The sequence below is a fragment of the Lysobacter capsici genome, from assembly GCF_018732085.1.
GTDB lineage: Bacteria > Pseudomonadota > Gammaproteobacteria > Xanthomonadales > Xanthomonadaceae > Lysobacter > Lysobacter capsici_A.
On record NZ_CP076103.1, the window covers coordinates 2,801,195 to 2,825,250 of the forward strand.

Annotated in this window: 13 protein-coding genes; 9 read left to right on the forward strand and 4 right to left on the reverse strand. The window is 67.1% G+C overall.

Annotation, left to right across the window (positions count from 1 at the left end; all coding sequences use genetic code 11):
* The first annotated feature begins 547 nt into the window (after nucleotides 1-547).
* From KME82_RS11955 to KME82_RS11980, 6 genes are all read left to right on the forward strand, one after another.
* Nucleotides 548-3,220 (forward strand): beta-mannosidase, encoded by a 2,673-nt coding sequence (locus KME82_RS11955; protein WP_215498700.1) that lies wholly within the window; start codon nucleotides 548-550, stop codon nucleotides 3,218-3,220.
* A 188-nt stretch (nucleotides 3,221-3,408) separates the two neighbouring features.
* Nucleotides 3,409-6,414: a VIT domain-containing protein gene (locus tag KME82_RS11960; protein ID WP_252255715.1), complete on the forward strand. Its 3,006-nt coding sequence runs from the start codon at nucleotides 3,409-3,411 to the stop codon at nucleotides 6,412-6,414.
* 466 nt (nucleotides 6,415-6,880) lie between these two features.
* A protein-coding gene (gene prfB, locus KME82_RS11965) for a peptide chain release factor 2 (protein ID WP_215498701.1) occupies nucleotides 6,881-8,009 on the forward strand; the annotation gives its coding sequence in 2 pieces (ribosomal slippage) (nucleotides 6,881-6,955 and nucleotides 6,957-8,009; 1,128 coding nt in all).
* Between the two features lie 725 nt (nucleotides 8,010-8,734).
* A complete protein-coding gene (gene lysS, locus KME82_RS11970) occupies nucleotides 8,735-10,243 on the forward strand; it encodes a lysine--tRNA ligase (protein WP_215498702.1) in 1,509 nt (502 codons plus the stop codon).
* A 269-nt stretch (nucleotides 10,244-10,512) separates the two neighbouring features.
* Entirely contained in the window at nucleotides 10,513-11,601 is a 1,089-nt protein-coding gene (locus KME82_RS11975; RefSeq protein WP_046656519.1) for a response regulator, read from the forward strand.
* A 3-nt stretch (nucleotides 11,602-11,604) separates the two neighbouring features.
* A complete protein-coding gene (locus KME82_RS11980; protein ID WP_215498703.1) occupies nucleotides 11,605-13,770 on the forward strand; it encodes an ATP-binding protein in 2,166 nt (721 codons plus the stop codon).
* Between the two features lie 59 nt (nucleotides 13,771-13,829).
* Here KME82_RS11980 and KME82_RS11985 read toward each other — a convergent pair whose 3' ends face one another.
* A complete protein-coding gene (locus KME82_RS11985; protein ID WP_215498704.1) occupies nucleotides 13,830-14,738 on the reverse strand; it encodes a crotonase/enoyl-CoA hydratase family protein in 909 nt (302 codons plus the stop codon).
* Nucleotides 14,739-14,983: 245 nt separating this feature from the next.
* Nucleotides 14,984-16,657, reverse strand: a complete 1,674-nt coding sequence (locus KME82_RS11990) for a long-chain fatty acid--CoA ligase (protein ID WP_215498705.1) — start codon at nucleotides 16,655-16,657, stop codon at nucleotides 14,984-14,986.
* Nucleotides 16,658-17,019: 362 nt separating this feature from the next.
* Between KME82_RS11990 and KME82_RS11995 the strand changes: the two genes are divergently transcribed.
* Nucleotides 17,020-17,427, forward strand: coding sequence for a nuclear transport factor 2 family protein (locus KME82_RS11995; RefSeq protein WP_215498706.1), 408 nt, complete (start codon nucleotides 17,020-17,022; stop codon nucleotides 17,425-17,427).
* Between the two features lie 445 nt (nucleotides 17,428-17,872).
* Here the strand turns inward: KME82_RS11995 and acnA are convergent, their stop codons facing one another.
* Together acnA and KME82_RS12005 are read right to left on the reverse strand one after the other, a co-directional pair.
* Entirely contained in the window at nucleotides 17,873-20,638 is a 2,766-nt protein-coding gene (gene acnA / locus KME82_RS12000; RefSeq protein WP_215498707.1) for an aconitate hydratase AcnA, read from the reverse strand.
* Nucleotides 20,639-20,822: 184 nt separating this feature from the next.
* Entirely contained in the window at nucleotides 20,823-21,728 is a 906-nt protein-coding gene (locus KME82_RS12005; RefSeq protein ID WP_036102937.1) for a LysR family transcriptional regulator, read from the reverse strand.
* 107 nt (nucleotides 21,729-21,835) lie between these two features.
* Between KME82_RS12005 and KME82_RS12010 the strand changes: the two genes are divergently transcribed.
* Both KME82_RS12010 and KME82_RS12015 read left to right on the forward strand, forming a co-directional pair.
* Nucleotides 21,836-22,927, forward strand: a complete 1,092-nt coding sequence (locus KME82_RS12010) for a 4-oxalomesaconate tautomerase (RefSeq protein WP_215498708.1) — start codon at nucleotides 21,836-21,838, stop codon at nucleotides 22,925-22,927.
* A gap of 83 nt (nucleotides 22,928-23,010) precedes the next feature.
* Entirely contained in the window at nucleotides 23,011-24,054 is a 1,044-nt protein-coding gene (locus KME82_RS12015) for an ABC transporter substrate-binding protein (protein ID WP_215498709.1), read from the forward strand.
* Nucleotides 24,055-24,056: the final 2 nt, after the last annotated feature.

The following is a 24,056-nucleotide window of genomic DNA, read 5'->3' on the forward strand; positions in this document are numbered from 1 at the left end:
CCACGCGCATGCGGCGGTCGCGGCGCGGACCTCCCGGGCAAGGCGGTGTCACCCCCGCGAGGGCGTCGCAATGCGCGCTCGCCGGGTTTTCCGGATGTCGGAAAGGGGGGCGCGGGGATCGCGCTCCCGCTTTTTTGGTTTGTGCGGACTTCCATTGGCCGGGCTAGCCGTTCTTCCATGGCCTACCTGTAGGAGCGGCGCAAGCCGCGACCGCGAATTTGCAGTCACGGCGTAATTCGCATCTGCTTAGTGCTGTTGGTTTTTGGTTTCATCGATTTCTTCGTCGCTGTCGCGATGACGCGGTCGCGGCTTGCGCCGCTCCTACAGGTAGGGGATGTAGGAGCGGCGCGAGGCGCGACCGCGAATTCGCAGTCACGGCGTAATTCGCATCTGCTTAGTGCTGTTGGTTTTTGGTTTCATCGATTTCTTCGTCGCTGTCGCGACGGCGCGGTCGCGGCTTGCGCCGCTCCTACAGGCAGGCCATGTGGGAACGGCGATCTTGGTCTGTCGCGTCACTCGCATCATTCCAATCAACCAGGTAACGCGCATGCCCATCGCCCGATCCTCGTCCGATTCCGTCTCGCGCCTGCGCAGCCTGGCCGCGATCGCGCTGATGCTGATCGCCGCGCTGGCGGCCTACGGTGCGCAGGCCGCGCCGCTGCATTCGCAGGCCTTGCATCAAAACTGGCAGTTCCGGCTGGTGCCGGGCGATCCGCAGGCAGCAAAGCACCCGCCGGCGACCGAGTGGCATCCGGCCCAGGTGCCCGGCCATGTCCACACCGATCTGCTGGCGGCGAAGCTGATCGACGACCCTTACGTCGGCGCGCGCGAAGCGCAGCTGCAATGGATCGGCCTGTCGCAGTGGGAATACCGCAGCCGCTTCGATGTGGATCGTCAGACTCTGGCGCGCAAATACGTCGAGCTGGTGTTCGACGGCCTGGACACCTTCGCCAACGTGCAGCTCAACGGCGTGGACCTGCTCAAGGCCGACAACAGTTTCCGCACCTGGCGCGTGCCCGTCGACGGCAAGCTGCGCGAGCGCGGCAATGAGTTGCGGGTGGTGTTCGATTCGCCGATTCGCCGTCTGCTGCCGCAGGTGCAGGCGATGCGCGACAAGATCGCCGGCAACTATCCTTCGCCCTACGGCGACGAACCGCGCGATGCGATGACCGCCAATTTCGTGCGCAAGCCCGGTTATCACTACGGTTGGGACTGGGGCCCGCGCTATGTCACCGCGGGGATCTGGCGCGGCGTGCGGCTGGAGAGTTGGGATCGGCTGCGCGTGGCCGACCTGCATGTGCAGCCCAAGACGATCAGCCAGCAACGCGCCGATGCGGCGGTCGAACTGGAGATTCAAAGCGCCGCCGCCGCGGCGGCGACGGTCGAGATCGAATACGCCGGGCCCGATGGCCGCGCCGAAACGCTGCGTCATCCGACCCGGCTCAAGCCCGGCCGCAATCTCGTGTCGATCCCGGTGAGCATCGAGCGCCCGCGCCTGTGGTATCCGGTCGGCTACGGCGAGCAGGCGCTGTATACGTTCAAGGCCACCGTGCGCGACGACGACGGCGTGCAAGCCGTCGCCCAGCGCCGCACCGGTTTGCGCAGCATCCAGCTGCGCCGCGACAAGGACGCGAACGGGCAGGGTTTCGCTTTCGTGGTCAACGGCATCGAGGTGTTCGCCAAGGGTGCCAATGCGATTCCGTTCGATGCGTTTCCGGCGCGGGTCACCCGCGAACGGCTGCGCCGCGACCTGCAATCGGCGCGCGACGCCAACATGAACATGATCCGCAATTGGGGCGGCGGTTATTACGAATCCGACGAGTTCTTCGAACTGACCGACGAGCTGGGCCTGATGGTGTGGCAGGACTTCATGTTCGGCGGCGGCATGCAGCCCGGCTACGACCCCGCCTTCCGCGCCAACGTGGTCGAAGAGGCGCGCGACAACGTGCGCCGCCTGCGCAACCATCCCAGCATCGTGCTGTGGTGCGGCAACAACGAAGAAGAAACCGCGTGGAAGGATTGGGGCCATGGCAAGAAACTGATCGAGGCCGATCCCAAGTTCGCGCAGACGGTGTGGGACGGCTATGTCGCGCTGTTCGGCAAGGACCTGCGCGCGGTCGTGGCCGAGGAAGGCGCGGGCGTGCCGTACTGGTCGAGTTCGCCGAGCAACGACCTGGCCGACAAGGCCAACGATTCCAATAGCGGCGACAAGCACTATTGGGACGTGTGGGGCGGCCCGGCCTTGCCGGCCACCGCGTATCTCGACGAAACCCCGCGTTTCATGTCCGAGTACGGGCTGCAGGGTTGGCCCTCGCTGCGCACCATCGCCGCGTTCGCCAAGCCTCAGGAGCAGGGCATCGATGCCCCGGTGATCCGCGCGCATCAGAAATTCCTCGCCGGCGACGGCAACACGCGGTTGCTCAAGTACATCCGCGGCGAGTACGGCGAGCCGCGCGACTTCGCCGATTTCGTCTACCTCAGCCAGCAGGTGCAGGCCGAGGGCATCGAGCTGGCGGCGCTGCACCATCGCGCCTCGCGGCCGCGCACCATGGGTTCGCTGTACTGGCAATTGAACGATGTCTGGCCGGGCGCGTCGTGGTCCAGCCTGGATTACTTCGGTCGGTGGAAGCCGTTGCATTTCCACGCCAAGCGTTTCTTCGCGCCGTTGACGATCGCGCCGCTGCGCCGGCCGGGCCGCTACGGCGGGCGCACCGAGCTGAGCCTGTTGAACGACCGCACCACCGCGGTGCAGGGCGAATGGCGGTTGCGGGTGATCGATTTCGACGGCCGCGTGCATCGCGACGAACGCAAGCCGGCGAACCTGGCCGCGCTGGCTTCGACCCGGGTCGGCGAATGGACCGATGCGCAACTGCTCGGCGACGCCGACCCGCGCCGCACCGCGGCGGTGTTCGACCTGATCGTCGACGGCCGTTCGGTGGCGCGGCGCGCGGTGTATTTCGGCGAGGCGCGGACCTTGGCCTGGCGGGACCCGAAGCTGCGTACCGAGCTGCGTCGCGACGGCGACGGCTATCGCCTGAGCGTGCATGCCGATGCGCTGGCGCGCGCGGTGTGGGTGGATTTCGGCGATCAGGACGTGAGCCTGGCCGATAACGCGTTGACCTTGTTGCCTGGGGAGACGGTCGAGATCGAGGTGCAATCCAAGGCGGATCTGGCTAGTCTGCGGCGAGGGTTGAGCGTGCGGTCGTTGTATAGACCGTGACGTGGGGGAGGGGCGTGGTCTGACCACGAGGACTTCGCGGTAGTCGAGCGCCGGTTCGCGGCTCGTGCCGCCGTATCTGCGCATTGCCGCTGCGCCCCGTTCCGTTCGCGCAAGGAAGCCCGCGCAACCCTTTTCGCGCCCCGGCGCGTTGAGAGTCTCAGCCCGCACTCACAAGGAAGAGGTCCCCGGTGAAATCACCGTTCCCGTTCGCCGTATTCGCCGGCGTGCTGCTCAGCCTGCCGCTCGGTCTGGTCGCGCTCGCGCAGGCCCAGGTCCATCGCCCCATCCACGGTCCAGTCACCGCGCCGCGCCTGCCGCCCTTGCTGGTCGTGCGCGACGCCGAAAAACCCATCGAACTCGAATCGGCCCGGGTCGACGGCGAAGTCGCCGGCGGCCTGGCCCGCACTTCGATCGAGCTGGTGTTCCGCAACCCCAATGCGCGCGTGCTCGAAGGCGAACTGCAATTCCCGCTGCGCGACGGCCAGCAGGTCGCCGGATTCGCGCTCGACATCGACGGCGCGTTGCGTCCCGCGGTGCCGGTGCCCAAGGCCAAGGGCCGGCAGGTGTTCGAGACCATCGAACGGCGCGGCGCCGATCCGGCGCTGCTCGAACAGACCGCCGGCAATCAGTTCAAGCTGCGGATCTATCCGATCCCCGCCCAGGGCACGCGCCGGGTGCGACTGGAACTGAGCGAGTCGCTGAGCCGTCACGACGGCGAATGGAAATACGAGTTGCCGCTGGCGTTCGCGGCGCAGGCGCGGCATTTCGATCTGGCGATCCGCGCCGCGCAGAAACCCAGGGTCGACGGCCTGGCCAGCGGCGTGCAGATCGGTTCGCGCGGCGGCCGCTACACGGTCAGCTTGAACCAGCCGCCGGTCGGCAACGCCTTGAGCCTGAGCATCCCGGCCTCGGCCACGGCGCGTGCCTACACCCAGGATTTCGCCGGCGAGCGCTATTTCCTCGCGGAGATTCCGGTGGAAGGCGCCCGTCAGACGCGCGTGTTGCCCCAATCGATCGGGCTGCTGTGGGACAGTTCGGCGTCGGGCCGCAAGCGCGACAACGCGAGCGAGCTGGCCTTGCTCGATCGTTACTTCCGCGCCGCCGGCAACGTGCAGGTCAGCCTGATCCGTCTGCGCGATCGCGCCGAGCCGGCGCGCAGTTTCGCGGTCAGCGGCGGCGATTGGTCGGCGCTGCGTCGCGAGTTGGACAGCACGGTGTACGACGGCGCGACCGATCCGGGCGGCTGGCAGCCGCAGGCCGGGATCGAGGAGTACCTCGTGGTCAGCGACGGCCTGTTCAATTACGGCACGCGGCATTTCCCGCAACTGTTGCCGCGGCAGCGTCTGTTCGCGCTGAACTCGGCCGGCGCGGCCGCCGATGGCGCGCGTCTGAGCGCATTGGCGCAAGCCAATGGCGGCCGGCTGATCAGCTGGCAGCGCGCCGGCGAACTCGATCGCGCCGCCGATGCCTTGCTCAACGAAGGGCCGCAATTGCTCGGCGTGAGCGCGCTGGGCGCGAGCGAGGTGGTCGCCGATTCGCCGTTCGCCGATGGCGGGTTGCTGCGGATCGCCGGCCGGCTGACCGATGCGAAGGCGCAGCTGACCCTGCGTGTGCGCGATGGCCGCGGCGAGCGTGAACAGACCGTGGCGGTCGATGCCGGCAGCGATGCGAGCGGCTTTCCGGCCGGGCTGTGGGCGCGTTATTCGATCGCCGCGCTGCAGGCCGATCCCGACCTCAACCGCGCCGCGATCGCGCGCCTGGGCCAACGCTTCGGCATCGTCACTGCGGAGACTTCGCTGATCGTGCTCGACGATATCGCCGACTACGTGCGCTACGACATCGCCCCGCCGGACCGGCTCGACGAATTCAATCGTCTCAAGGCCGAGCAGGCCGCCGAACTCGATGGCGCGCGCAAGGCCAACCTGGACCGGGTGGCCGAGATGTACAAGCAGCGCCTGGACTGGTGGCAGCGCGACTGGCCGAAGAACGCACCGCCCACGCCGGCCGACGATCTCAAGCTCAGCCGCGCCCGGCAGGCACGCGAGGAAAGCTCGCGGCGCGCGGGCGCCCCGGTGATGGGGATAGCGCCGCCGCCTCCGCCTCCGCAGCCGCCTTTGCCGATGGCGTTGGCGTCGCCTCCGGCGCCTATGGCCGAGGCCGAGGCCGCGCCGATCGCGGCGGATGCGGCAGCGGGATCGCTGGAACTCGTCACCGTTACCGGCTCGCGGATCAGCGATGAGGACCTCGCCGAGATCGAGGCGGAGGGTGGCGCGGGCTCCAGCACCCGCGCCAGCATCAACCTGCAACCGTGGCAACCCGATTCGCCGTACGCGCGCCGCCTGCGTCAGGCCAGCGGCGACCAGGTCTATGCCATCTACCTGGACGAACGCGATTCCAATGCCGGCAGCACCGCGTTCTACCTCGACGTCGCCGATGTTCTGAGCGAAAAGGGCGAGCGCGATCTGGCCTTGCGGGTGCTGTCGAACCTGGCCGAGATGGACCTGGAGAACCGCCACATCCTGCGCGTGCTCGGCTATCGGCTGATGCAGGCCGGCCAGCCCGCGCTGGCGGTGCCGGTGTTGCAGCAGGTGCTGCGCCTGGCCGAGGAAGAGCCGCAGAGTTTCCGCGATCTGGGCCTGGCCTACGCCGCGAACGGCCAATACCAGCAGGCGGTCGACAGCCTGTACGAAGTGGCCTTGCGCGACTGGGACCAGCGCTTCCCGGGGATCGAGGAAATCGCCCTGGCCGAGCTCAACGCCATCGCCGCCGCGCACCCGGGCCAGGTCGACACGCGTCGCATCGATCCGCGCCTGAGCCGCAACCTGCCGCTGGACCTGCGCGTGGTACTGAGCTGGGACAGCGACAATTCCGACATGGACCTGTGGGTGACCGACCCCAACGGCGAAAAGTGCTTCTACAGCCACAAGCTGACCTACCAGGGCGGGCGCATCACCAACGATTTCACCGGCGGCTACGGTCCCGAGGAGTTCTCGCTGCGCAAGGCCAAGCCCGGCAAGTACAAGGTCGAGGCCAATTTCTACGGCGACCGCCAGCAACTGGTGACCGGCGCGACCACGCTGAGCCTGTGGCTGAGCACCGGCTTCGGCGGCCAGCGGCAGAACGACCAGCGCGTGACCCTGCGGCTCAAGGACCAGAAGGACGTGGTGCTGGTGGGCGAGTTCGAGGTCAAGTGACCGCGCCGGTTCGATAGCCCCCTGCAGGAGCGGCGTGAGCCGCGACCGCGCCATCGCGCTTGCGTCGTGGCCGAGAGGTCGCGGTCGCGACTTGCGGCGCTCCTGCAACCTGAAACGAAGCTGCGGCCGCTCCCTGTAGGAGCGGCGCGAGCCGCGACCGCCTCACCGCGCCTGCGTCGTGGCCGAGAGGTCGCGGTCGCGACTTGCGGCGCTCCTGCAACCTGAAACGACGCCGCGGCGGCCCCTGTAGGAGCGGCGCGAGCCGCGACCGCGAATTCCACAGGCCCGCGCAGGGTGGGCACGGTGGTTGACCGTCACGGCAGGCCCAGGCCAGCGCCGGGGTTTGCGGTGACGCGGTCGCGGCTTGCGCCGCTCCTTACAGGTAGGCCATGTGGGGCAGGGGCGGCTACGCGCGCCGGCCGCGGCTGCTAGAATCACCGGTTCTTCCGCATAGCAAGCACCGGACATGATCGAACTCAATCCCGTCCGCCAGCGCATCGCCGACCTCAAGGGCCGGCTGGATTCGCTCAGGGGGTATCTTTGACTACGACGCCAAGGTCGAACGTCTCGAAGAAGTAAACCGCGAGCTGGAAAGCCCGGACGTGTGGAACGATTCTGAGCGCGCCCAGGGCCTGGGCCGCGAGCGCGCCGCGCTGGAAAAGGTCGTCAACGGCATCCGCACCCTCACCGACGGCCTGCTGGGCGGCCTGGAGCTGCTCGAACTGGCCGAGATGGAGGACGACGAGTCCACCGCGCTGGCCGTGGTCGAGGACGTCGAACGCTACGCCAAGGAAGTCGAGAAACTCGAATTCCGCCGGATGTTTTCCGGCCAGATGGATGGCGCTTCGGCCTTCGTCGACATCCAGGCCGGCGCCGGCGGCACCGAGGCCCAGGACTGGGCGGAAATCCTGCTGCGCATGTACCTGCGCTGGGCCGAATCGCGCGGCTGGAAGGCCGAGCTGATGGAAGTCAGCGGCGGCGACGTGGCCGGCATCAAGTCGGCGACGTTCCGGGTCGAAGGCGATTTCGCTTACGGGTGGCTCAAGACCGAGACCGGCGTGCATCGCCTGGTGCGCAAGTCGCCGTTCGACTCCGACAACCGCCGCCACACCAGTTTCACCTCGGTGTTCGTGTCACCGGAAGTCGACGACAAGATCGTCATCGACATCAATCCGGCCGATCTGAAGACCGACGTCTACCGCTCCTCGGGCGCCGGCGGCCAGCACGTCAACAAGACCGAATCGGCGGTGCGCATCACCCACGTGCCCAGCGGCATCGTGGTGGCCTGCCAGACCGAGCGCAGCCAGCACGCCAACCGCGACCGCGCGATGAAGATGCTCGCGGCGAAGTTGTACGAACTGGAAATCCAGAAGCGCAACGCCGAGCGCGACGCGGTCGAGGCGACCAAGTCCGACATCGGCTGGGGCAGCCAGATCCGCAATTACGTGCTCGACCAGAGCCGGATCAAGGACCTGCGCACCGGCATCGAGCGCAGCGACACCCAGAAGGTGCTCGACGGCGACCTGGACGAATTCGTCGAGGCCAGCCTCAAATCGGGCCTGCAGGTGGGGTCGAAACGCACCGACGCGGTGTAGGCCGCGTCGTTTCGGGTGCTGGGGCGGTCGCGGCGTGTTCGGCGCCGTGTCCGCGATGGGGTGATTCCCGCCGGCTCTGATCGGGTTCGCAGTACATCGGGTTGAGGGCACATCGGGTTCACGGCACATGGGTTCACAGCACGCCGGGCTCGCGGCACGTCCGGCTCCCAGCACGCCGGGCTCGCAGCAGGAACCGATTTGGGCATTGAGCGATTCGCCGCATCGCTCGCGGCTCGAACGGTTCGGCGGCACGGCTCTGCACCCACCGGTTCGCCGCGTCCTCTCAAGTCGTCATCCCCGCGAAGGCGGGGATCCAGAGACTTCAGAGTCCTGTCGCGGTGAAGCCCTGGATCCCCGCCTTCGCGGGGATGACGGGTAGGCGGGATGCGAAGTGTTCGAAGGGCCGATCAACCCGACAACCCAGCCCGTAACAAAGCGGCGGCCGACGGGAGCGAGCGCCAACCAAGCGGACCGCGCCAACCAGCCAGACCGCGCCAGCCGGCGGCTCTCATCACGACCGTACTGGCATGAACCGGCTTGGCGGGCAAAGCCTCCGAACAACCCGCGCCATCCGAGCCGACCCATCGCTGCAATCGCCCGACGCCAACCACCGCATTCGTCCCAGTTTCCGCACCACCGTCGCCCACCCGCGCAAGCGCGCATCGTGCGACTTCAGTAATCTTCCTTCCTCACGCTTTCTCAAGCCCCGGCCAGACCCCAAGACCATGACCGACGACAACCTCCCGCCCATCGACGAGAACCATCTGATCGCGGAGCGTCGCGCCAAACTCAAGGCCTTGCGCGGGGAAGGCATCGCGTTCCCGAACGATTTCCGCCGCGGCGACTACACCGGCGACCTGCAGGCGCAGTACGCCGACGCCGAGCACTGGAACCAGGAATCGCTGGACGCCGAGGCCCGCCGGGTCGCGGTCGCCGGGCGCATCCTGCTCAAGCGGGTGATGGGCAAGGCCAGCTTCGTGCAGATCCAGGACGAGTCCGGCCGCATCCAGCTGTTCCTGCAGTCCAACGCGCTGGGCGAGGTCTACGACAAGTTCAAGGGCTGGGACGTGGGCGACATCGTCGCCGCCGAAGGCACGGTCACCCGCACCAAGACCGGCGAGCTGTCGGTCAAGGCCGATTCGCTGCGCCTGCTGACCAAGTCGCTGCGTCCGCTGCCGGACAAGTTCCATGGCCTGGCCGACGTCGAACAGCGCTATCGCCAGCGCTACGTCGACCTGATCGTCTCGCCCGACGCGCGCGACGTGTTCGTCAAGCGCTCCAAGATCATCCGCGCGATGCGCGCCTGGCTCGACACCCGGCGCTTCCTGGAAGTGGAAACGCCGATGATGCATTACATCCCCGGCGGCGCCGCGGCCAAGCCCTTCGTCACCCACCACAACGCGCTGGATCTGCAGTTGTACCTGCGGGTCGCGCCGGAGCTGTACCTCAAGCGCCTGGTGGTCGGCGGGCTGGAACGCGTCTACGAGATCAACCGCAACTTCCGCAACGAGGGCGTGTCGACCCGGCACAACCCCGAATTCACCATGCTCGAACTGTACGAGGCCTACGCCACCTACACCGAGATCATGGACTTGACCGAGTCGGTGATCCGCCACGCCGCGCAGGAAGTGCTCGGCAAGACCCAGGTCGAGTGGGACGGCAACGCGATCGACCTGGGGCCGAGCTTCCGCCGCTGGTCGATGACCGAGGCGGTGCTCGAACACAACCCGGAGATCAAGCGCGAGGACCTGCGCAACCTCGAGGCCATGCGCGCCCACGGCGCGCGCCTGAAGGTCGCGGTCAAGCCGTCCTACGGCTGGGGCAAGCTGCTGCTGGAAATCTTCGAGAAGACGGTCGAACACACGCTGATCCAGCCGACCTTCATCACCGACCATCCGGTCGAGGTGAGCCCGCTGGCGCGTGCCAACGATGCCGATCCGGAGCTGACCGACCGCTTCGAGCTGTTCGTCGGCGGCAAGGAGCTGGCGAACGGCTTCTCCGAGCTCAACGATCCCGAAGACCAGGCCGCGCGGTTCCTGGCTCAGGTCGAGCAGAAGGACGGCGGCGACGACGAGGCGATGCATTTCGACGCCGATTACATCCGCGCGCTGGAAGTCGGCTTGCCGCCCACCGGCGGCCTGGGCATCGGCATCGACCGGGTGGTGATGATGCTGACCGGCTCGTCCTCGATCCGCGACGTGCTGCTGTTCCCGTACATGCGCCCGGAAGCCTGAGTTCAAGCCTGAGTTCAAGCCTGAGCCGGGCGATGCGGCCCGAATGTCTGGGCCGCGCCGACGCCAGGGCGGCGCCTGTCAACGCGGGTTAACCTGTACACCGGCCAGCCAGCGCTGGCCGTTTTCGTTCTACGTTTACGTGTAAACCGTGACGAGCTGCGCGCAATGGCGCGCGTGGCTCATACGTATCCCGACTCAGGCATGACCGATCGGGACTTTCGGCGGCTGTCACAGGCATTGCGGCGGAGTATGCTCGCAGGCCGGTCGCCATAGGGGGTGGCCTCACTACGGGTATCGGTGTGAACGTCGTTATCGTCGATGACCAGACATCCGCGCGGACGATGCTGCGCCACATCATCGAGGACATCGCGTCCGAGCTGTCGGTGCATGATTTCGGCGAGCCCGAAGCCGCGCTGGCCTGGTGCGAGAGCCATCAGCCCGACCTGCTGCTGCTCGACTACCGCATGCCCGGCATCGACGGGCTCGAGTTCGCTCGGCGTTTCCGCCGCCTGCCGATGCACCGCGACATTCCGATCATCCTGGTCACCGTGGTCGGCGACGAACCGGTCCGTCAGGCCGCGCTCGAAGCCGGGGTGATCGATTTCCTGGTCAAGCCGGTGCGCCCGCGCGAACTGCGCGCGCGTTGCCGCAACCTGCTGCAGCTGCGCCAGCAGTCCGAGAACGTCAAGCAACGCGCGCTGTCGCTGGAGCAGCGGCTGCTGTCGAGCATGCACGAGGTCGAGGAGCGCGAACGCGAGACCCTCTCAAGGCTGGCCCGCGCGATCGAGTTCCGCGACGCCGGCACCAGCGCCTACCTGGAGCGCATGGCCCACATCGCCGGGCTGATCGCCGAGCAGCTGGGCATGTTCGAGGACGAGATCCGGGTGATCGAGATGGCCGCGCCGCTGCACGACATCGGCAAGATCGCCATCCCCGACGCGGTGCTGATGAAGCCCGGCCCGCTGACCGAGGAGGAGACGGCGATCATGCGCCGCCACCCCAAGATCGGCTACGAACTGCTCAGCGGCAGCCAGAACCGTTTCATCCAGGCCGGCGCCCTGATCGCCCTGCGCCACCACGAGCGCTACGACGGCAGCGGCTACCCGGACGGGCTGGTCGGGGACGAAATTCCGCTGGAAGCGCGGATCGTGGCGGTCGCGGATGTGTTCGACGCTCTCATTTCGCCGCGTCCGTACAAGAAAGCCTGGGACGTGGACGCCGCCTTGGGGTATATGTACGCCCAACGCGGGCGCTTGTTCGACCCGCGATGCGTGGACGCGCTGATTCGCAGCCGCGCCCGACTCGACGAAATCTGCCAACGCTATTCGACGAGTTCTACCCGCCCCGGCTTGGAGTAGCCGATGGATGCCATCTTGCGCTTGTTCAAGGAGCGCCTTTCGAATCGCCCGGACAGCGAGCACGGGCAGGCGTTGGTCCGGCTCATCATCGCCTGCCTGATCGTCGCCTACCTGTTCGGCCTGCAGGCCTTCGACCGCGACAGCCGCTCGACCCAGACCATGCTGTGGGTGATGTCGGCCGAATCGCTGGTCGGCCTGGGCCTGCTGGCGGCGATCCTGCGCCGGCCCGGGGTGTCGCACCTGCGGCGCTGGATCGGCATGCTCGCCGACTATTCGACCCTGGCGATGCTGATGTCGCTGGACGCGCCGTCGCTGGCGCCGCTGTACGTGATCATCCTGTGGGTCACCATCGGCAACGGCCTGCGCTTCGGCACCCGCTACCTGTTCACCGCCGCGACCCTGGCCGGGATCTCGTTCATGGCGGTGGTGCTGGGCAACGAGTACTGGCGCGAGCAGCCGTATCTGTCGGTGGGATTGTGGCTGGGCTTGGTCGCGATCCCGGCGTATCTGTCTTCGCTGATGCGCAACCTGCACAAGGCCACCGCCGACGCGCGCCGCGCCAACGAGGCCAAGAGCCGGTTCCTGGCCAACATGAGCCACGAGCTGCGCACGCCGCTCAACGGCATCATCGGCATGGCCGAGCTGATGCACGGCACCCGGCTGGGGCCTGAGCAGCGCGAGTACGCCGACGTCATCCACGCCTCGGCGCAGTCGCTGCTGTTGCTGGTCAACGACGTGCTCGACATCTCCGCGATCGAGGCCGGCAAGCTGCAGCGCCGCGACGTCGATTTCAACCTGCAAGACGTGATGAAGCGGCTGCAGACCATGCTGCAGCCGCTGGCCGCGGCGAAGGGGCTCACCCTCAAGGTCGACATCGAACACGACGTGCCGGTGCGCCTCAACGGCGACGGCGCGCTGCTGACCCAGGTGCTGTTGAACCTGCTGCACAACGCGATCAAGTTCACCGAGAAGGGCGGGGTGTCGCTGATCACCCGCCTGGCCGCGGGCGGGCCGACCGCGACCGCCGACGGCGGCCGCGAGGTGCGCCTGCGTTTCTCGGTGCGCGACACCGGCATCGGCGTGCCCAGCGAGGACGTCGACCGGATCTTCCAGGCGTTCGAGCAGCTCGACAACGGCCCGACCCGTCGTTTCGGCGGCACCGGCCTTGGCACCACGATCGCCAAGACCCTGACCTTGCTGCTCGGCGGCCAGATCGCGCTGGAAGCCAACCCCGGCGGCGGCAGCCATTTCTGGATCGAGCTGCCGCTGCGGCTGGAGCAGGCCACGCCGGACCACGCGGCCGCCGTGGTCCAGGGCGACGGCAAGGTGGTCTCGTTCGAAGACCCGTTCGTGCGCCACAAGACCCGGGTGCGCAACCTCAAGGTACTGATCGCCGACGACCAGTCGGCCAACCGGGTCGTGCTGACCCGCATCCTCGAGCGCGCCGGGCACCGCGTGGTCGCGGTCAACGACGGCGAGCAGGCGCTGGATCAACTCGAACTGGGCCAGTTCGACCTGGCCGTGCTGGACATGCACATGCCCGGGCTCAGCGGCCTGGACGTGATCCGGCAGCTGCGTTTCATGCAGGCCGGCAGCACGCGCGGCACCCCGACCATCGTGCTCAGCGCCGATGCGACCCTGCAGGCGTCGGAAGCCGCCAGCGAAGCCGGCGCGATGGCGTTTCTGACCAAGCCGATCGTGGTCGGGCGGCTGCTGGAAACCATCGCCGAGGTGGTCGACACCCAGCGCATGCCGACGGTGCGCGCGATTAGCGACGTGACCCGGCCGATGACCAATCCGGCGGTGCTCACGGAACTGGCCGAGATGGGCCTGGGCGAGCAGTTCCTGCGCGACTTCGTCGAGCAGTGCCTCAAGGACGCCTACGTGTGCCAGTTCGAACTGGCGAGCGTCGGGCCCAAGGGCGACTGGGACGAGTTCCGCGAAATCGCCCATGCCTACAAGGGCGTGGCCGAGAACCTGGGCGCGCACTCGATCGCCGAGCGCTGTTCGCAGATCATGCGCGCGAACGACGAAGTGCTGGCGCGCGAGCAGGCCAAATTGATCGTCGACCTGTCCGCGCAATTGGCGGCGGTGGCCGACATCAGCCGGCAGGAAGTCGCCCGCTTGAGCCGCGATCGACGCGGCAAGGACGTTCCCGACGTTTCGTGATTGCATCCTGCCACGCATCCAGCGTGGCAGGCTCCCCCCCGTAAGACTGAGCGCCGAGCTTATGCGAGCGCCAGCGCCCGCTCGTTCGATCCGGCCCGGCGCTGCTGCGCGCGCACCAGGCGTTCCATGGTCTTGAGCCCGCGGTCGTTGAGGCGCATGGCCGCATCGACCCACTGCGTGGTCACCGACAGCAGTTCTTCCAGGCTCACCGGACGGCAGGCCTCGCGCACCGCGTTCATCGCGCGCAGGGCGTTGCTCATGCGCTGGTGGCGCTTGATCAGGTCGGCCGCGGCCTGCAGTCCGTCGCCGCGCGGCACCACCTGATCGATCACGCCCATGCGCAGCAGTTCCTCGACCGGGTAGACGCGGGCGTTGAGCATCATGCGCTCGGCCTGGGCCGGGGCGATGCGGCGGGTCAGGAAGGTGTAGGCGCCCATGCCGGGGAACAGGTCGAACAACACTTCCGGAAAGCCCATGCCGGTGCCGGCCTCGGCGATGATCGTGTGGCAGCACAGCGCGGCCTCGAAGCCGCCGCCGAGTGCGTCGCCCTGGATCACCGCGACGCTGTGGACGCGATCTTCGTGCAGGCGATGCAGGTTGAAGGCGACCTCGATGCACAGCCGCGCGTAGTCGAGCAGGTGCTGGCGGTCGCCGTTGCGGATCAGGCGCGAGAACAGCGACAGGTCGCCGCCGAGGTTGAACACGTCCGAGTCGGAGGCGAGCACGAAGTGGTGGATGCCGGCGCGCGGCGCGGTGTCGGCGGCGAGGCTGCGGCGGATGCGTTCCTGCATCCATTTCATCTCGTGCAGCAGCGATTCGGAAAAGCACGGGTGGTAGCCGAAACCGTTTGCGGACCGCTCGGCGGCCTGCGCGTGCATGTAGCACCAGTCGGCGTTGCCGGTCGGATCGGCGACGTGGCGCAGCAGCGAAGAAGCGGACTCGATCGGCACGCGAGTAAGAATGGACATGGCGGACTCCTGGGAGGTTGAGGGCGGGCGGTGGACCCACGTCGCGATGCTACACCTCACCTGAAGAACGTTCAGACTACGTTTTGACGCTAATGGAGGCGATCGTTCTTACACAAAAAAGGCCCCTTTCGGGACCTTTTTCGCTAACACCGGCTCACGCCCGATTATTGCGACTGCACATCGGGGCGGGCATCGAGCCGCGCGTGCCGCCTGTTCATCGCGAACCGATCGCGGCCTCGCGGCGATTACTTGGCCGCGTCGCGCAGCTCCCGGCGCAGGATCTTGCCAACGTTGGTCTTGGGCAGTTCCTTGCGGAATTCCACGTACTTGGGATGCTTGTAGCCGGTCAGGTTGAGGCGCGCATGCGCCTTGACCTCCTCGGCGGTCAACGCCTCATCCTTCTTGACGATGACCACCTTGACCGCTTCGCCGGACTTCTCGTCGGGCACGCCGACCGCGGCGACCTCGAGCACGCCGGGCATCATCGCGATCACGTCCTCGATCTCGTTGGGGTACACGTTGAAGCCCGAGACCAGGATCATGTCCTTCTTGCGGTCGACGATATAGAAGTAGCCCTTCTCGTCCATCCGGGCCATGTCGCCGGTGTGCAGCCAGCCGTCCTTGTCGATGACGTCGTCGGTTTCCTTCGGCCGCTGCCAATAGCCCTTCATCACCTGCGGGCCCTTGATGCACAGCTCGCCGACTTCGCCCACGCCGAGGATGTTGAAGTTCTCGTCCTGCACGCAGGCGTCGGTCGAGGAGATCGGCAGGCCGATCGCGCCGTTGTAGGCGGGCAGGTCCATCGGGTTGATGCAGGCCGCCGGCGAGGTCTCGGTCAGGCCGTAGGCCTCGATCAGGGTCACGCCGGTGACTTCCTTCCAGCGGTCGGCGACCGAACGCTGCACGGCCATGCCGCCGCCGAGGGTCAGGTGCAGCTTGGAGAAATCGACCTCGTCGAAACCGGGCGTGTTGAGCAGGCCGTTGAACAGGGTGTTGACGCCGGTGATCGCGGTGAACGGGGTGTTCTTGAGTTCCTTCACGAACGCGGGCATGTCGCGCGGGTTGGTGATCATGTGGTTGAGGCCGCCGAACTTCATGAACACCAGTCCGTTCGCCGTCAACGCGAAGATGTGGTACAGCGGCAACGCGGTGATGATGATTTCCTGGCCGAGCTTGGCGTTGCCGCCGACCCAGGCCGCGGCCTGCTGCATGTTCGCCACCAGGTTGCGGTGCGTCAGCATCGCGCCCTTGGCGACACCGGTGGTGCCGCCGGTGTACTGCAGGAACGCGATGTCTTCATGCGAAATCTCGACCTGCGGCAGCTTGTGCATCTGCCCGAGGGTGAGCGTGTCGCGAAACCGCACGGCACCGGGGATGTCGTAGTCCGGCACCATCTTTTTCACGTACTTGAGCACGAAGTTCATGATCGGGCCCTTGAGCCCGCCGATCATGTCGCCCAGTCCGGTGGTGATGACCTGCTTGACCGGGGTATCGGCGACCACGCTCTGCACGGTGTCGCCGAAGTTGTCGAGCACGAAGATCACCGACGCGCCCGAGTCCACCAACTGGTGCTTGAGCTCGCGCGGGGTGTACATCGGATTGGTGTTGACCACGGTCAGGCCGGCGCGCAGCACGCCGAAGGTCGCGATCGGGTACTGCAGGCAGTTGGGCATCATGATCGCGACGCGATCGCCCTTCTTGAGCTTGAGCTCGCCGAGCAGGTAAGCGGCGAATTGCGCGCTGAGCCGGTCGATGTCGCCGTAGGTCAGGACCTTGCCGAAATTGGAGAAAGCGGGGCGGTCGCGGTACTTTTCGATCGCGTTTTCCAGCACCGACACCACCGACGGAAATTCCTCCACGTCGATCTGCGCGGGCACGCCTTGCGGATATTGGGCAAGCCACGGACGTTCCAAACTCATCGCGATCCCCTCTTTAAATCGCTTCGCCGATACTGGCCGCCGGCTTGCTGTGTGCGCCGCCGTACGGTGTTCGCTCGATTGGAGCATAGGCTCTACTGGCTGGCAAGGCGGTGTCGCGCGTGCGGCCGGGGATGCTGTCCGCGGCACCGCGAACCTGTCACGATGAGCGCCGATGCGGCGGCCCGAACGGTCGTGCGAAGACAGGACGTCGGCCCGCGGGGCCGGTACGCAGAGGGTTGCCGATGGGGTATGCACAGACAATCGCCCGGTTTTTCGCGCCCGCCGGCCTGCGAGGGGCGGCGCGGACGCACGCGGCGGGTCGTTCGATCGCTCGCCGGCCCAGGCCGCGCGCGCTGTGGTTGATGGGGCTGCTCGCGCTGTTGCTGAGCGCATGCGGCGAACAGGCGCCGCCCGAACAACGCCTGCGCGCGACCGTGCAACAGATGCACGAGACCATCAAGCAGCGCGACCCGAGCGCGCTCGAGGACTTGCTGGCCAAGGATTTCGTCGGCACCAACGGCCTGGATCGGCTCGGCGCGCGGCGCATGGCGATGGCGCTGTTCCTGCGTTATCGCAATGTCGGGGTCAAGCTGGGGCCGTTGAAGGTGCAGATGAAGCCCGGCCACGCCACGGTGAATTTCACCGCCGCGCTGACCGGCGCGGCCGGCACGATTCCCGATGCGGCGCAGATCTACGACGTGCAGACCGGCTGGCGCGAGGAAGACGGGCAGTGGCGGTTGACCTCGGCGCGGTGGACGCCGGTGTTGTAGTTGTAGTTGTAGCTGTAGTTGTAGCTGTAGCTGCAGTGGCCGCGTGGCGGTTGTAGCCGCGGCACGACCGCATCGTGGCGTCCTTCTCCCGCTTGCGGGAGAACGTGCCCGAAGGGCGGATGAGGGGCGCGGTTATCGGCTCCGCGGCAACGGCGTCCCCAGGGATGTCCCATGATCGCCAACTGCTTCGGCCGGCTCCCTGCAGGAGCGGCGCGAGGCGAGACCGTCATGCCGGGGTTTGCGCCTTAAGTGCGGTTTCGCGGTCGCGGCTTGCGCCGCTCCTGCAGTGCAATACGTGATGTGCGCGATGAGCTTGGCACTTTGATGCGGGTGTCGGCGCATGCACGCGTTTTTGCCGGATTCGTGCCCTCACCCCAACCCCTCTCCCGCAAGCGGGAGAGGGGCTTAGAGCCGCCGGCAGGGCTTGCGCTCGATACAGAGCCGATCAGGCGGCCTTTTTTGCGGCCAACTGACGCAGCACGTAATGCAGGATGCCGCCATGGCGGAAGTACTCGACTTCCTTCGGCGTCAACAGCAGCACCTTCACCTCGAACTTCTGTTCGCTGCCGTCGGCCTTCCTGGCCACCAGGGTCGCGGTCTTGGACTTGCCGTCCTCCAGGCCGATCACGTCGATGGTTTCCGAACCGTCCAGGCCATGGGTCTGCGCGTTTTCGCCGTCCTTGAACTGCAGCGGCAGCACGCCCATGCCGACCAGGTTGGAGCGGTGGATGCGCTCGAAGCTTTCGGCGATCACCGCCTTGACCCCGAGCAGGTTGGTGCCCTTGGCCGCCCAGTCGCGCGAGGAGCCGGTGCCGTATTCCTTGCCGGCGAACACCACCAGCGGCACGCCGTCGGCCTTGTACTTGATCGCCGCGTCATAGATCGCCAGCTTCTCGCCTTCGCCGCCGTTCTTCGCGAAATACAGGGTGTTGCCGCCTTCCTCGCCGCCGAACATCAGGTTCTTGATGCGGATGTTGGCGAAGGTGCCGCGCACCATCACGTCGTCGTTGCCGCGGCGCGAACCGTAGCTGTTGAAGTCGGCCGGCTGCACGCCGCGTTCCTGCAGGAAGCGGCCCGCGGGCGAATCCTTCTTGATGTTGCCGGCCGGCGAGATGTGGTCGGTGGTGATCGAATCGCCGAACACGCCCATCACCCTCGCGCCGTGCACGTCGTCGATGCTGCCCACGTCCATGGTCATGCCGTCGAAGTAGGGCGGGTTCTTGATGTAGGTCGAGGCCGCGTCCCACTGGAACGACTCGCCGTCGGGCGAGGCGATCTGGTTCCAGCGGGTGTCGCCCTTGAACACGTCGGCGTAGTTCTGCGCGAACAGTTCCGGGCCGACGGTCGCGGCGATCATGTCGCCGATTTCCTTGTTCGTAGGCCAGATGTCGCGCAGGAACACGTCCTGGCCGTCGCTACCCTTGCCGATGGGTTCCTGGGTCAAGTCGATATTGACCGTGCCGGCGAGCGCGTAAGCGACCACCAGCGGCGGCGAGGCGAGGTAGTTGGCTTTGACTTCCGGATGCACGCGGCCTTCGAAGTTGCGGTTGCCCGACAGCACCGAGGCCACCACCAGTTCGTTCTCGGCGATGCCCTTGGACACCTCTTCGGGCAGCGGGCCGGAGTTGCCGATGCAGGTGGTGCAGCCGTAGCCGACCACGTAGAAGCCCAGCGTTTCCAGGTCGGCGAGCACGCCGGCCTTGCGCAGGTAATCGGTGACCACCAGCGAGCCCGGGCCGAGCGAGGTCTTGACCCAGGGCTTGGACTTCAGCCCCAGCCGCGCCGCGTTGCGCGCGAGCAGGCCGGCGCCGAGCATCACCGCCGGGTTGGAGGTGTTGGTGCACGAGGTGATCGCGGCGATCACCACCGAGCCGTCGCACAGCGCGGCATCCTGGTCCTTGATCCGGATCTTCGACACCGGCTTGGCGGCCAGGTGCTGCGCCTGCGGCTGGTCGCCGCCTTCGCCCTTGAGCTCCTCGATCGCGCAACCGACCTTGGCCTTGCGGTTGGCGATCAGCGGGCCGAGGTTGTCGGCGAAGTTGGTATGCACGTTTTCGAGCAGCACGCGGTCCTGCGGGCGCTTGGGGCCGGCCATCGACGGGCGCACGTCGCCCAGGTCGAGTTCCAGCGTCGCCGAGTAGGTCGCGTGCGGCTGGCCGGGTTCGTGCCACAGGCCCTGGGCCTTGGCGTAGGACTCGACCAGCGCGATCTGTTCCTCGCTGCGGCCGGACAGGCGCAGGTAGGTGACCGCTTCGGCGTCGATCGGGAAGATGCCGCAGGTCGCGCCGTACTCCGGCGCCATGTTGGCGATGGTCGCGCGGTCGGCCAGCGGCAGGTGCTGCAGGCCGTCGCCGAAGAACTCGACGAACTTGCCGACCACGCCGTGCTTGCGCAGCATCTGGGTCACGGTCAGGACCAGGTCGGTCGCGGTCGCGCCCTCGGGCAACTGCCCGGTGAGCTTGAAGCCGACCACCTGCGGGATCAGCATCGACGAGGGCTGTCCGAGCATCGCCGCTTCGGCCTCGATGCCGCCCACGCCCCAGCCGAGCACGCCGATGCCGTTGATCATGGTGGTGTGGCTGTCGGTGCCGAACACGGTGTCGGGGAACGCCTGCAGCACGCCGTCGACCTCACGGCCCATCACCACGCGCGCCAGGTTTTCCAGATTCACCTGATGGACGATGCCGGTGTTGGGCGGTACCACCTTGAAATTCTCGAACGACTTCTGGCCCCAGCGTAGGAAGCTGTAGCGCTCCATGTTGCGTTCGAACTCGATCTTGCCGTTGAGGTCCAGCGCCTGCGGGCTGCCGAACACGTCGACCTGGACCGAGTGGTCGATCACCAGTTCCGACGGGATCAGCGGGTTGATCTGCGAGGGCTTGCCGCCAAGCTTGCTGACCGCGTCGCGCATCGCCGCCAGGTCGACCACGCAGGGCACGCCGGTGAAGTCCTGCAGGACCACGCGCGCCGGCATGAAGGCGATTTCCTGGTCGGGTTCCTTGTTCGCGTCCCATTGTGCGACCGCTTCGATGTGGTCCTTGCCGACCGTCATCCCGCCGTCTTCGTGACGCAGCAGGTTTTCCAGCAGGATCTTCATCGAGTAGGGCAGGCGGCTGATGTCGTAGCGCTCGCCCAGGGCCGGCAGGCTGAAATAGGTGTAGTCGCGGCCGTTGACGGACAACTGGCGGCGGGTGGAAAACGAGTCGCTCATGCGGTGAACTCCTGTGGAGATGCTGGCTCGCGCCTCGCGCCGGGCGAGGATCTGCTTGCGGTGGAGCGGACGGCGCAATGCGTGGCGGGGCGGTGAGCCCGATTATCCACCACTTGTCGCTGCAACTTTGTGCACGGCGTGTCGACGAATGCGCGCGCGGGCGCTCGGCCTCGCCGCGCCGAGGTCATTTCGCCACGCCCTGCCAGGTGGTTTTGAGCATTTGCAGAAACTCTTCCGCCGCCGCGGACAACACAGCGTTGCGCCGACGGACGATGCCGATGGTGCGCGAGACCACCGGGTGCTCGAGCGGGCGGGTGACCAGAATGGGGTGCTCCTGCTGCGGCGTCGCCATCCGCGGCAGCACCGAGATGCCGACGCCGGCCTCGACCATGCCCAGCGAGGTCGACAGATGGGTCACTTCGTAGAACCAGCTGAGCTTGAGGTTCTCGCGGGCGAGGGCGCCGTCGAGCAGGATGCGGTTGCCGCTGGTGCGGTGCACCGTGATCAGGCGATGGCTGGCCAGGTCGTTCCAGCTCACCTTGCGCTTGCGCGCCAGCGGGTGGTCGCGCCGGCAGGCCAGCACGAACGGGTCTTCGACCAGCACGTCGAAGTTCAGTTCCGGGTCGGAGGCGCCCATGAAGTTGATGCCGAACTCGACTTCGCCGCGTTCCACCGCCTGCAGGCCGTCGGTGGCGGGCAGGTCGAGGATGCGGAACCGCACCTTGGGATGCTCCTCGTGGAAGCGCGCGATCACGCTGGGCAGGAAATAGAACGCCGCGGTCGGCAGGCAGGCGATGGTGACCTGGCTGCCGCGTCCGTCGTCGATGCCGCGCGCGGCGAACAGCGAGCCGTCGAACTCTTCGAGCATGCGCCGCACCAACGGCAGCAGGTTCTGCCCGACCGCGGTCAGCGACACGCTGCGCGTGGTGCGCTCCAGCAGCGGCGCGCCGACCGCTTCCTCCAGTTTCTGGATACGCCGGCTCAAGGCCGGCTGCGAGATGTGCAGGGCTTCGGCGGCGCGATGGAAGCTGCGGGTCTCGCTGACGGTGAGGAAAGCGCGCAGGTCGAGGATTTCGCAATTGATGCTCATAGTGGATCAATCCTTCGAAAAATAGCATTTCTCAGATAAATCACGGCGTGCCAGCATCGCATCACTGGATCGCATTGATCCGATACAGGTATCAATCCGTGGGGCCTATGTCCAGCGACCTGCTAAGCGTGCCTTGCGTCCTGATGCGGGGCGGAACCTCCAAGGGGCCGTTTTTCCTGGCCGACGACCTGCCGGCCGACCCGGCCTTGCGAGATGCCTTCCTGCTCGATGTGATGGGATCGGGCCATCCGTTGCAGATCGACGGCATCGGCGGCGGCAATCCGCTGTCGAGCAAGGTCGCGATCGTCGGCCGCGCGTCGCGCGCCGACGCCGACGTGGACTACCTGTTCGCGCAGGTGCGGGTCGATCAGCGCGTCGTCGACACCACGCCCAACTGCGGCAACATGCTCGCCGCGGTGGCGCCGTTCGCGATCGAGGCCGGATTGGTCCAGGCGCGGCATCCGCAGACGCAGGTGCGCATCCACAACGTCAATACCGGCAAGGTCGTGGTCGCGACCGTGCAGACGCCGGGCGGCCGGGTGAAGTACCGAGGCGATACCGTCATCGCCGGCGCGCCGGGCGCGGGAAGCCCGATCTCGCTCGCCTTCCTCGATGCGGCCGGCGCCCGCACCGGCCGCCTGCTGCCCACCGGTCACGCCAGCGAACGCATCGACGGCGTCGACGCGAGTTGCGTCGACTGCGCCATGCCGATGGTGCTGGTGCCGGCCCAGGCGCTGGGCTTGCGCGGCGACGAAGCGCCGGCGCGTCTGGATGCCGATGCGGCGCTGCTGCGGCGCCTGGAGAAGATACGGATCGAAGCCGGCCACCGCATGGGCATCGCCGACGCTGCCGAGCGGGTGATTCCCAAGCCGGTGCTGCTGTCGCCGCCGATGCATGGCGGCACGTTGCAAGTGCGTTATTTCATGCCGCAACGGTGCCACAGCGCATTGGCGATCACCGGCGCGGTCGGCATCGCCACGGCTTGCGCCACCGAAGGAACCGTGGCGCAGGCGATGTTGCGTGAGCGCGATCTGGCTAAGCCGATCACGCTCGAGCATCCCAGCGGCACCTTGGAAGTGCGGCTCGAACGCACGGCTGCGGGCGATGCCATCGCCAGCGTGGTGCGCACGGCGCGGCGCCTGTTGGAAGGGCGCGTGTTCACTTCGCTGGTACCCGAGTCCGGGGCCGCGAGGATGTAGCTATCGACGGCCCGAACCACGACAGTGAGGGGCGGGCCTTCAGATCGGTTTTCATGAGGCACACGACATCCTGGGAGGGATCGATGTTCAGCAAGAAATTCATAGCCGCCGCCGCTGCCGCCTTGGTAGCGGCCGCCGCGGCGCTCTCCGGCTGCGGCCAGGGCGACATCGTCGGCGGCGAACGCAGGCCGGTGCGCATCAGCGTGGGGTCCTACAACCTCAACAACTTGCCGTTCTTCGTCGCCGACGCCAAGGGCTATTTCGCCGAGGCCGGCGTGCACGTGCGCACCGAGAACTTCGCCCAGGGCGGCTCGAAAGTGTTGCAGGCGCTGGTGGCCGGTTCCACCGACGTGGCGGTGGGGTTCTACGACCACACCATCCAGATGCAGGCCAAGCGCAAGGACGTTTCCGCGTTCGTGCTGTTGTCGCGCAATTCCGGGCTGGTGTTGGCCGGGCGCAACGACACGCGCTTCGATCCGAAGCAGCCGCAGACCATCCGTGGCCTCAAGATCGGCATCACCGCGCCGGGTTCGTCGTCGGATTTCTTCGTGCGCCATTTCCTCGCGCGCCACCGCATCGACGAAAACGCGGTGTCGATCATCGGCGTCGGCTCGGGCGCGGCCGCGGTGGCGGCGCTGCAGCAGGGCAAGGTCGATCTGCTGGTGAACTACGATCCGGCGGCGACCTTGATCGAGGCGCGCGGCATCGGCCGCATCCTGATCGACGCGCGCAGCGACGAGGGCGCGCGCGAGGTCTACGGCGGCCTGTATCCGACCTCGGTGCTGTACGCGCAGAGCGCGTTCCTGCAAAAGCATCCGCAGGTCGCCGAGCGCATCGCGCGTGCCCAGCTCAAGGCGCTGCGCTTCATCGAGGACACGCCGCCCGAGCAGATCGTGGCCGCGCTGCCGGACCGTTACGTTTCCGGCGATCGCGCCGCCTACGCCAAGGCGGTGGCGCGCGCCAAGGCGATCTTCTCGCGCGACGGCCGGTTCGTGCCGGCGGATCTGCAAACGCCGCTGGCGGTCTTGCGCGAATTCGATCGCAGCGTCGCCGCTGCCCAGATCGATCTGAGCAAGACCTACACCAACCGTTTCGTCGACGACGCGCTCGCCGCGTCGTCGCGCTGACC

Excerpts from the sequence above, each read along its gene's own strand:
- KME82_RS11955 (WP_215498700.1), top strand. The coding sequence starts at position 548 with ATGCCCATCGCCCGATCCTCGTCCGATTCCGTCTCGCGCCTGCGCAGC.
- lysS (WP_215498702.1), top strand. The coding sequence starts at position 8,735 with ATGACCGACGACAACCTCCCGCCCATCGACGAGAACCATCTGATCGCG.
- KME82_RS11980 (WP_215498703.1), top strand. The coding sequence starts at position 11,605 with ATGGATGCCATCTTGCGCTTGTTCAAGGAGCGCCTTTCGAATCGCCCG.
- KME82_RS11985 (WP_215498704.1), bottom strand. The coding sequence starts at position 14,738 with ATGTCCATTCTTACTCGCGTGCCGATCGAGTCCGCTTCTTCGCTGCTG.
- KME82_RS11990 (WP_215498705.1), bottom strand. The coding sequence starts at position 16,657 with ATGAGTTTGGAACGTCCGTGGCTTGCCCAATATCCGCAAGGCGTGCCC.
- KME82_RS11995 (WP_215498706.1), top strand. The coding sequence starts at position 17,020 with ATGGGGCTGCTCGCGCTGTTGCTGAGCGCATGCGGCGAACAGGCGCCG.
- acnA (WP_215498707.1), bottom strand. The coding sequence starts at position 20,638 with ATGAGCGACTCGTTTTCCACCCGCCGCCAGTTGTCCGTCAACGGCCGC.
- KME82_RS12005 (WP_036102937.1), bottom strand. The coding sequence starts at position 21,728 with ATGAGCATCAATTGCGAAATCCTCGACCTGCGCGCTTTCCTCACCGTC.
- KME82_RS12010 (WP_215498708.1), top strand. The coding sequence starts at position 21,836 with ATGTCCAGCGACCTGCTAAGCGTGCCTTGCGTCCTGATGCGGGGCGGA.
- KME82_RS12015 (WP_215498709.1), top strand. The coding sequence starts at position 23,011 with ATGTTCAGCAAGAAATTCATAGCCGCCGCCGCTGCCGCCTTGGTAGCG.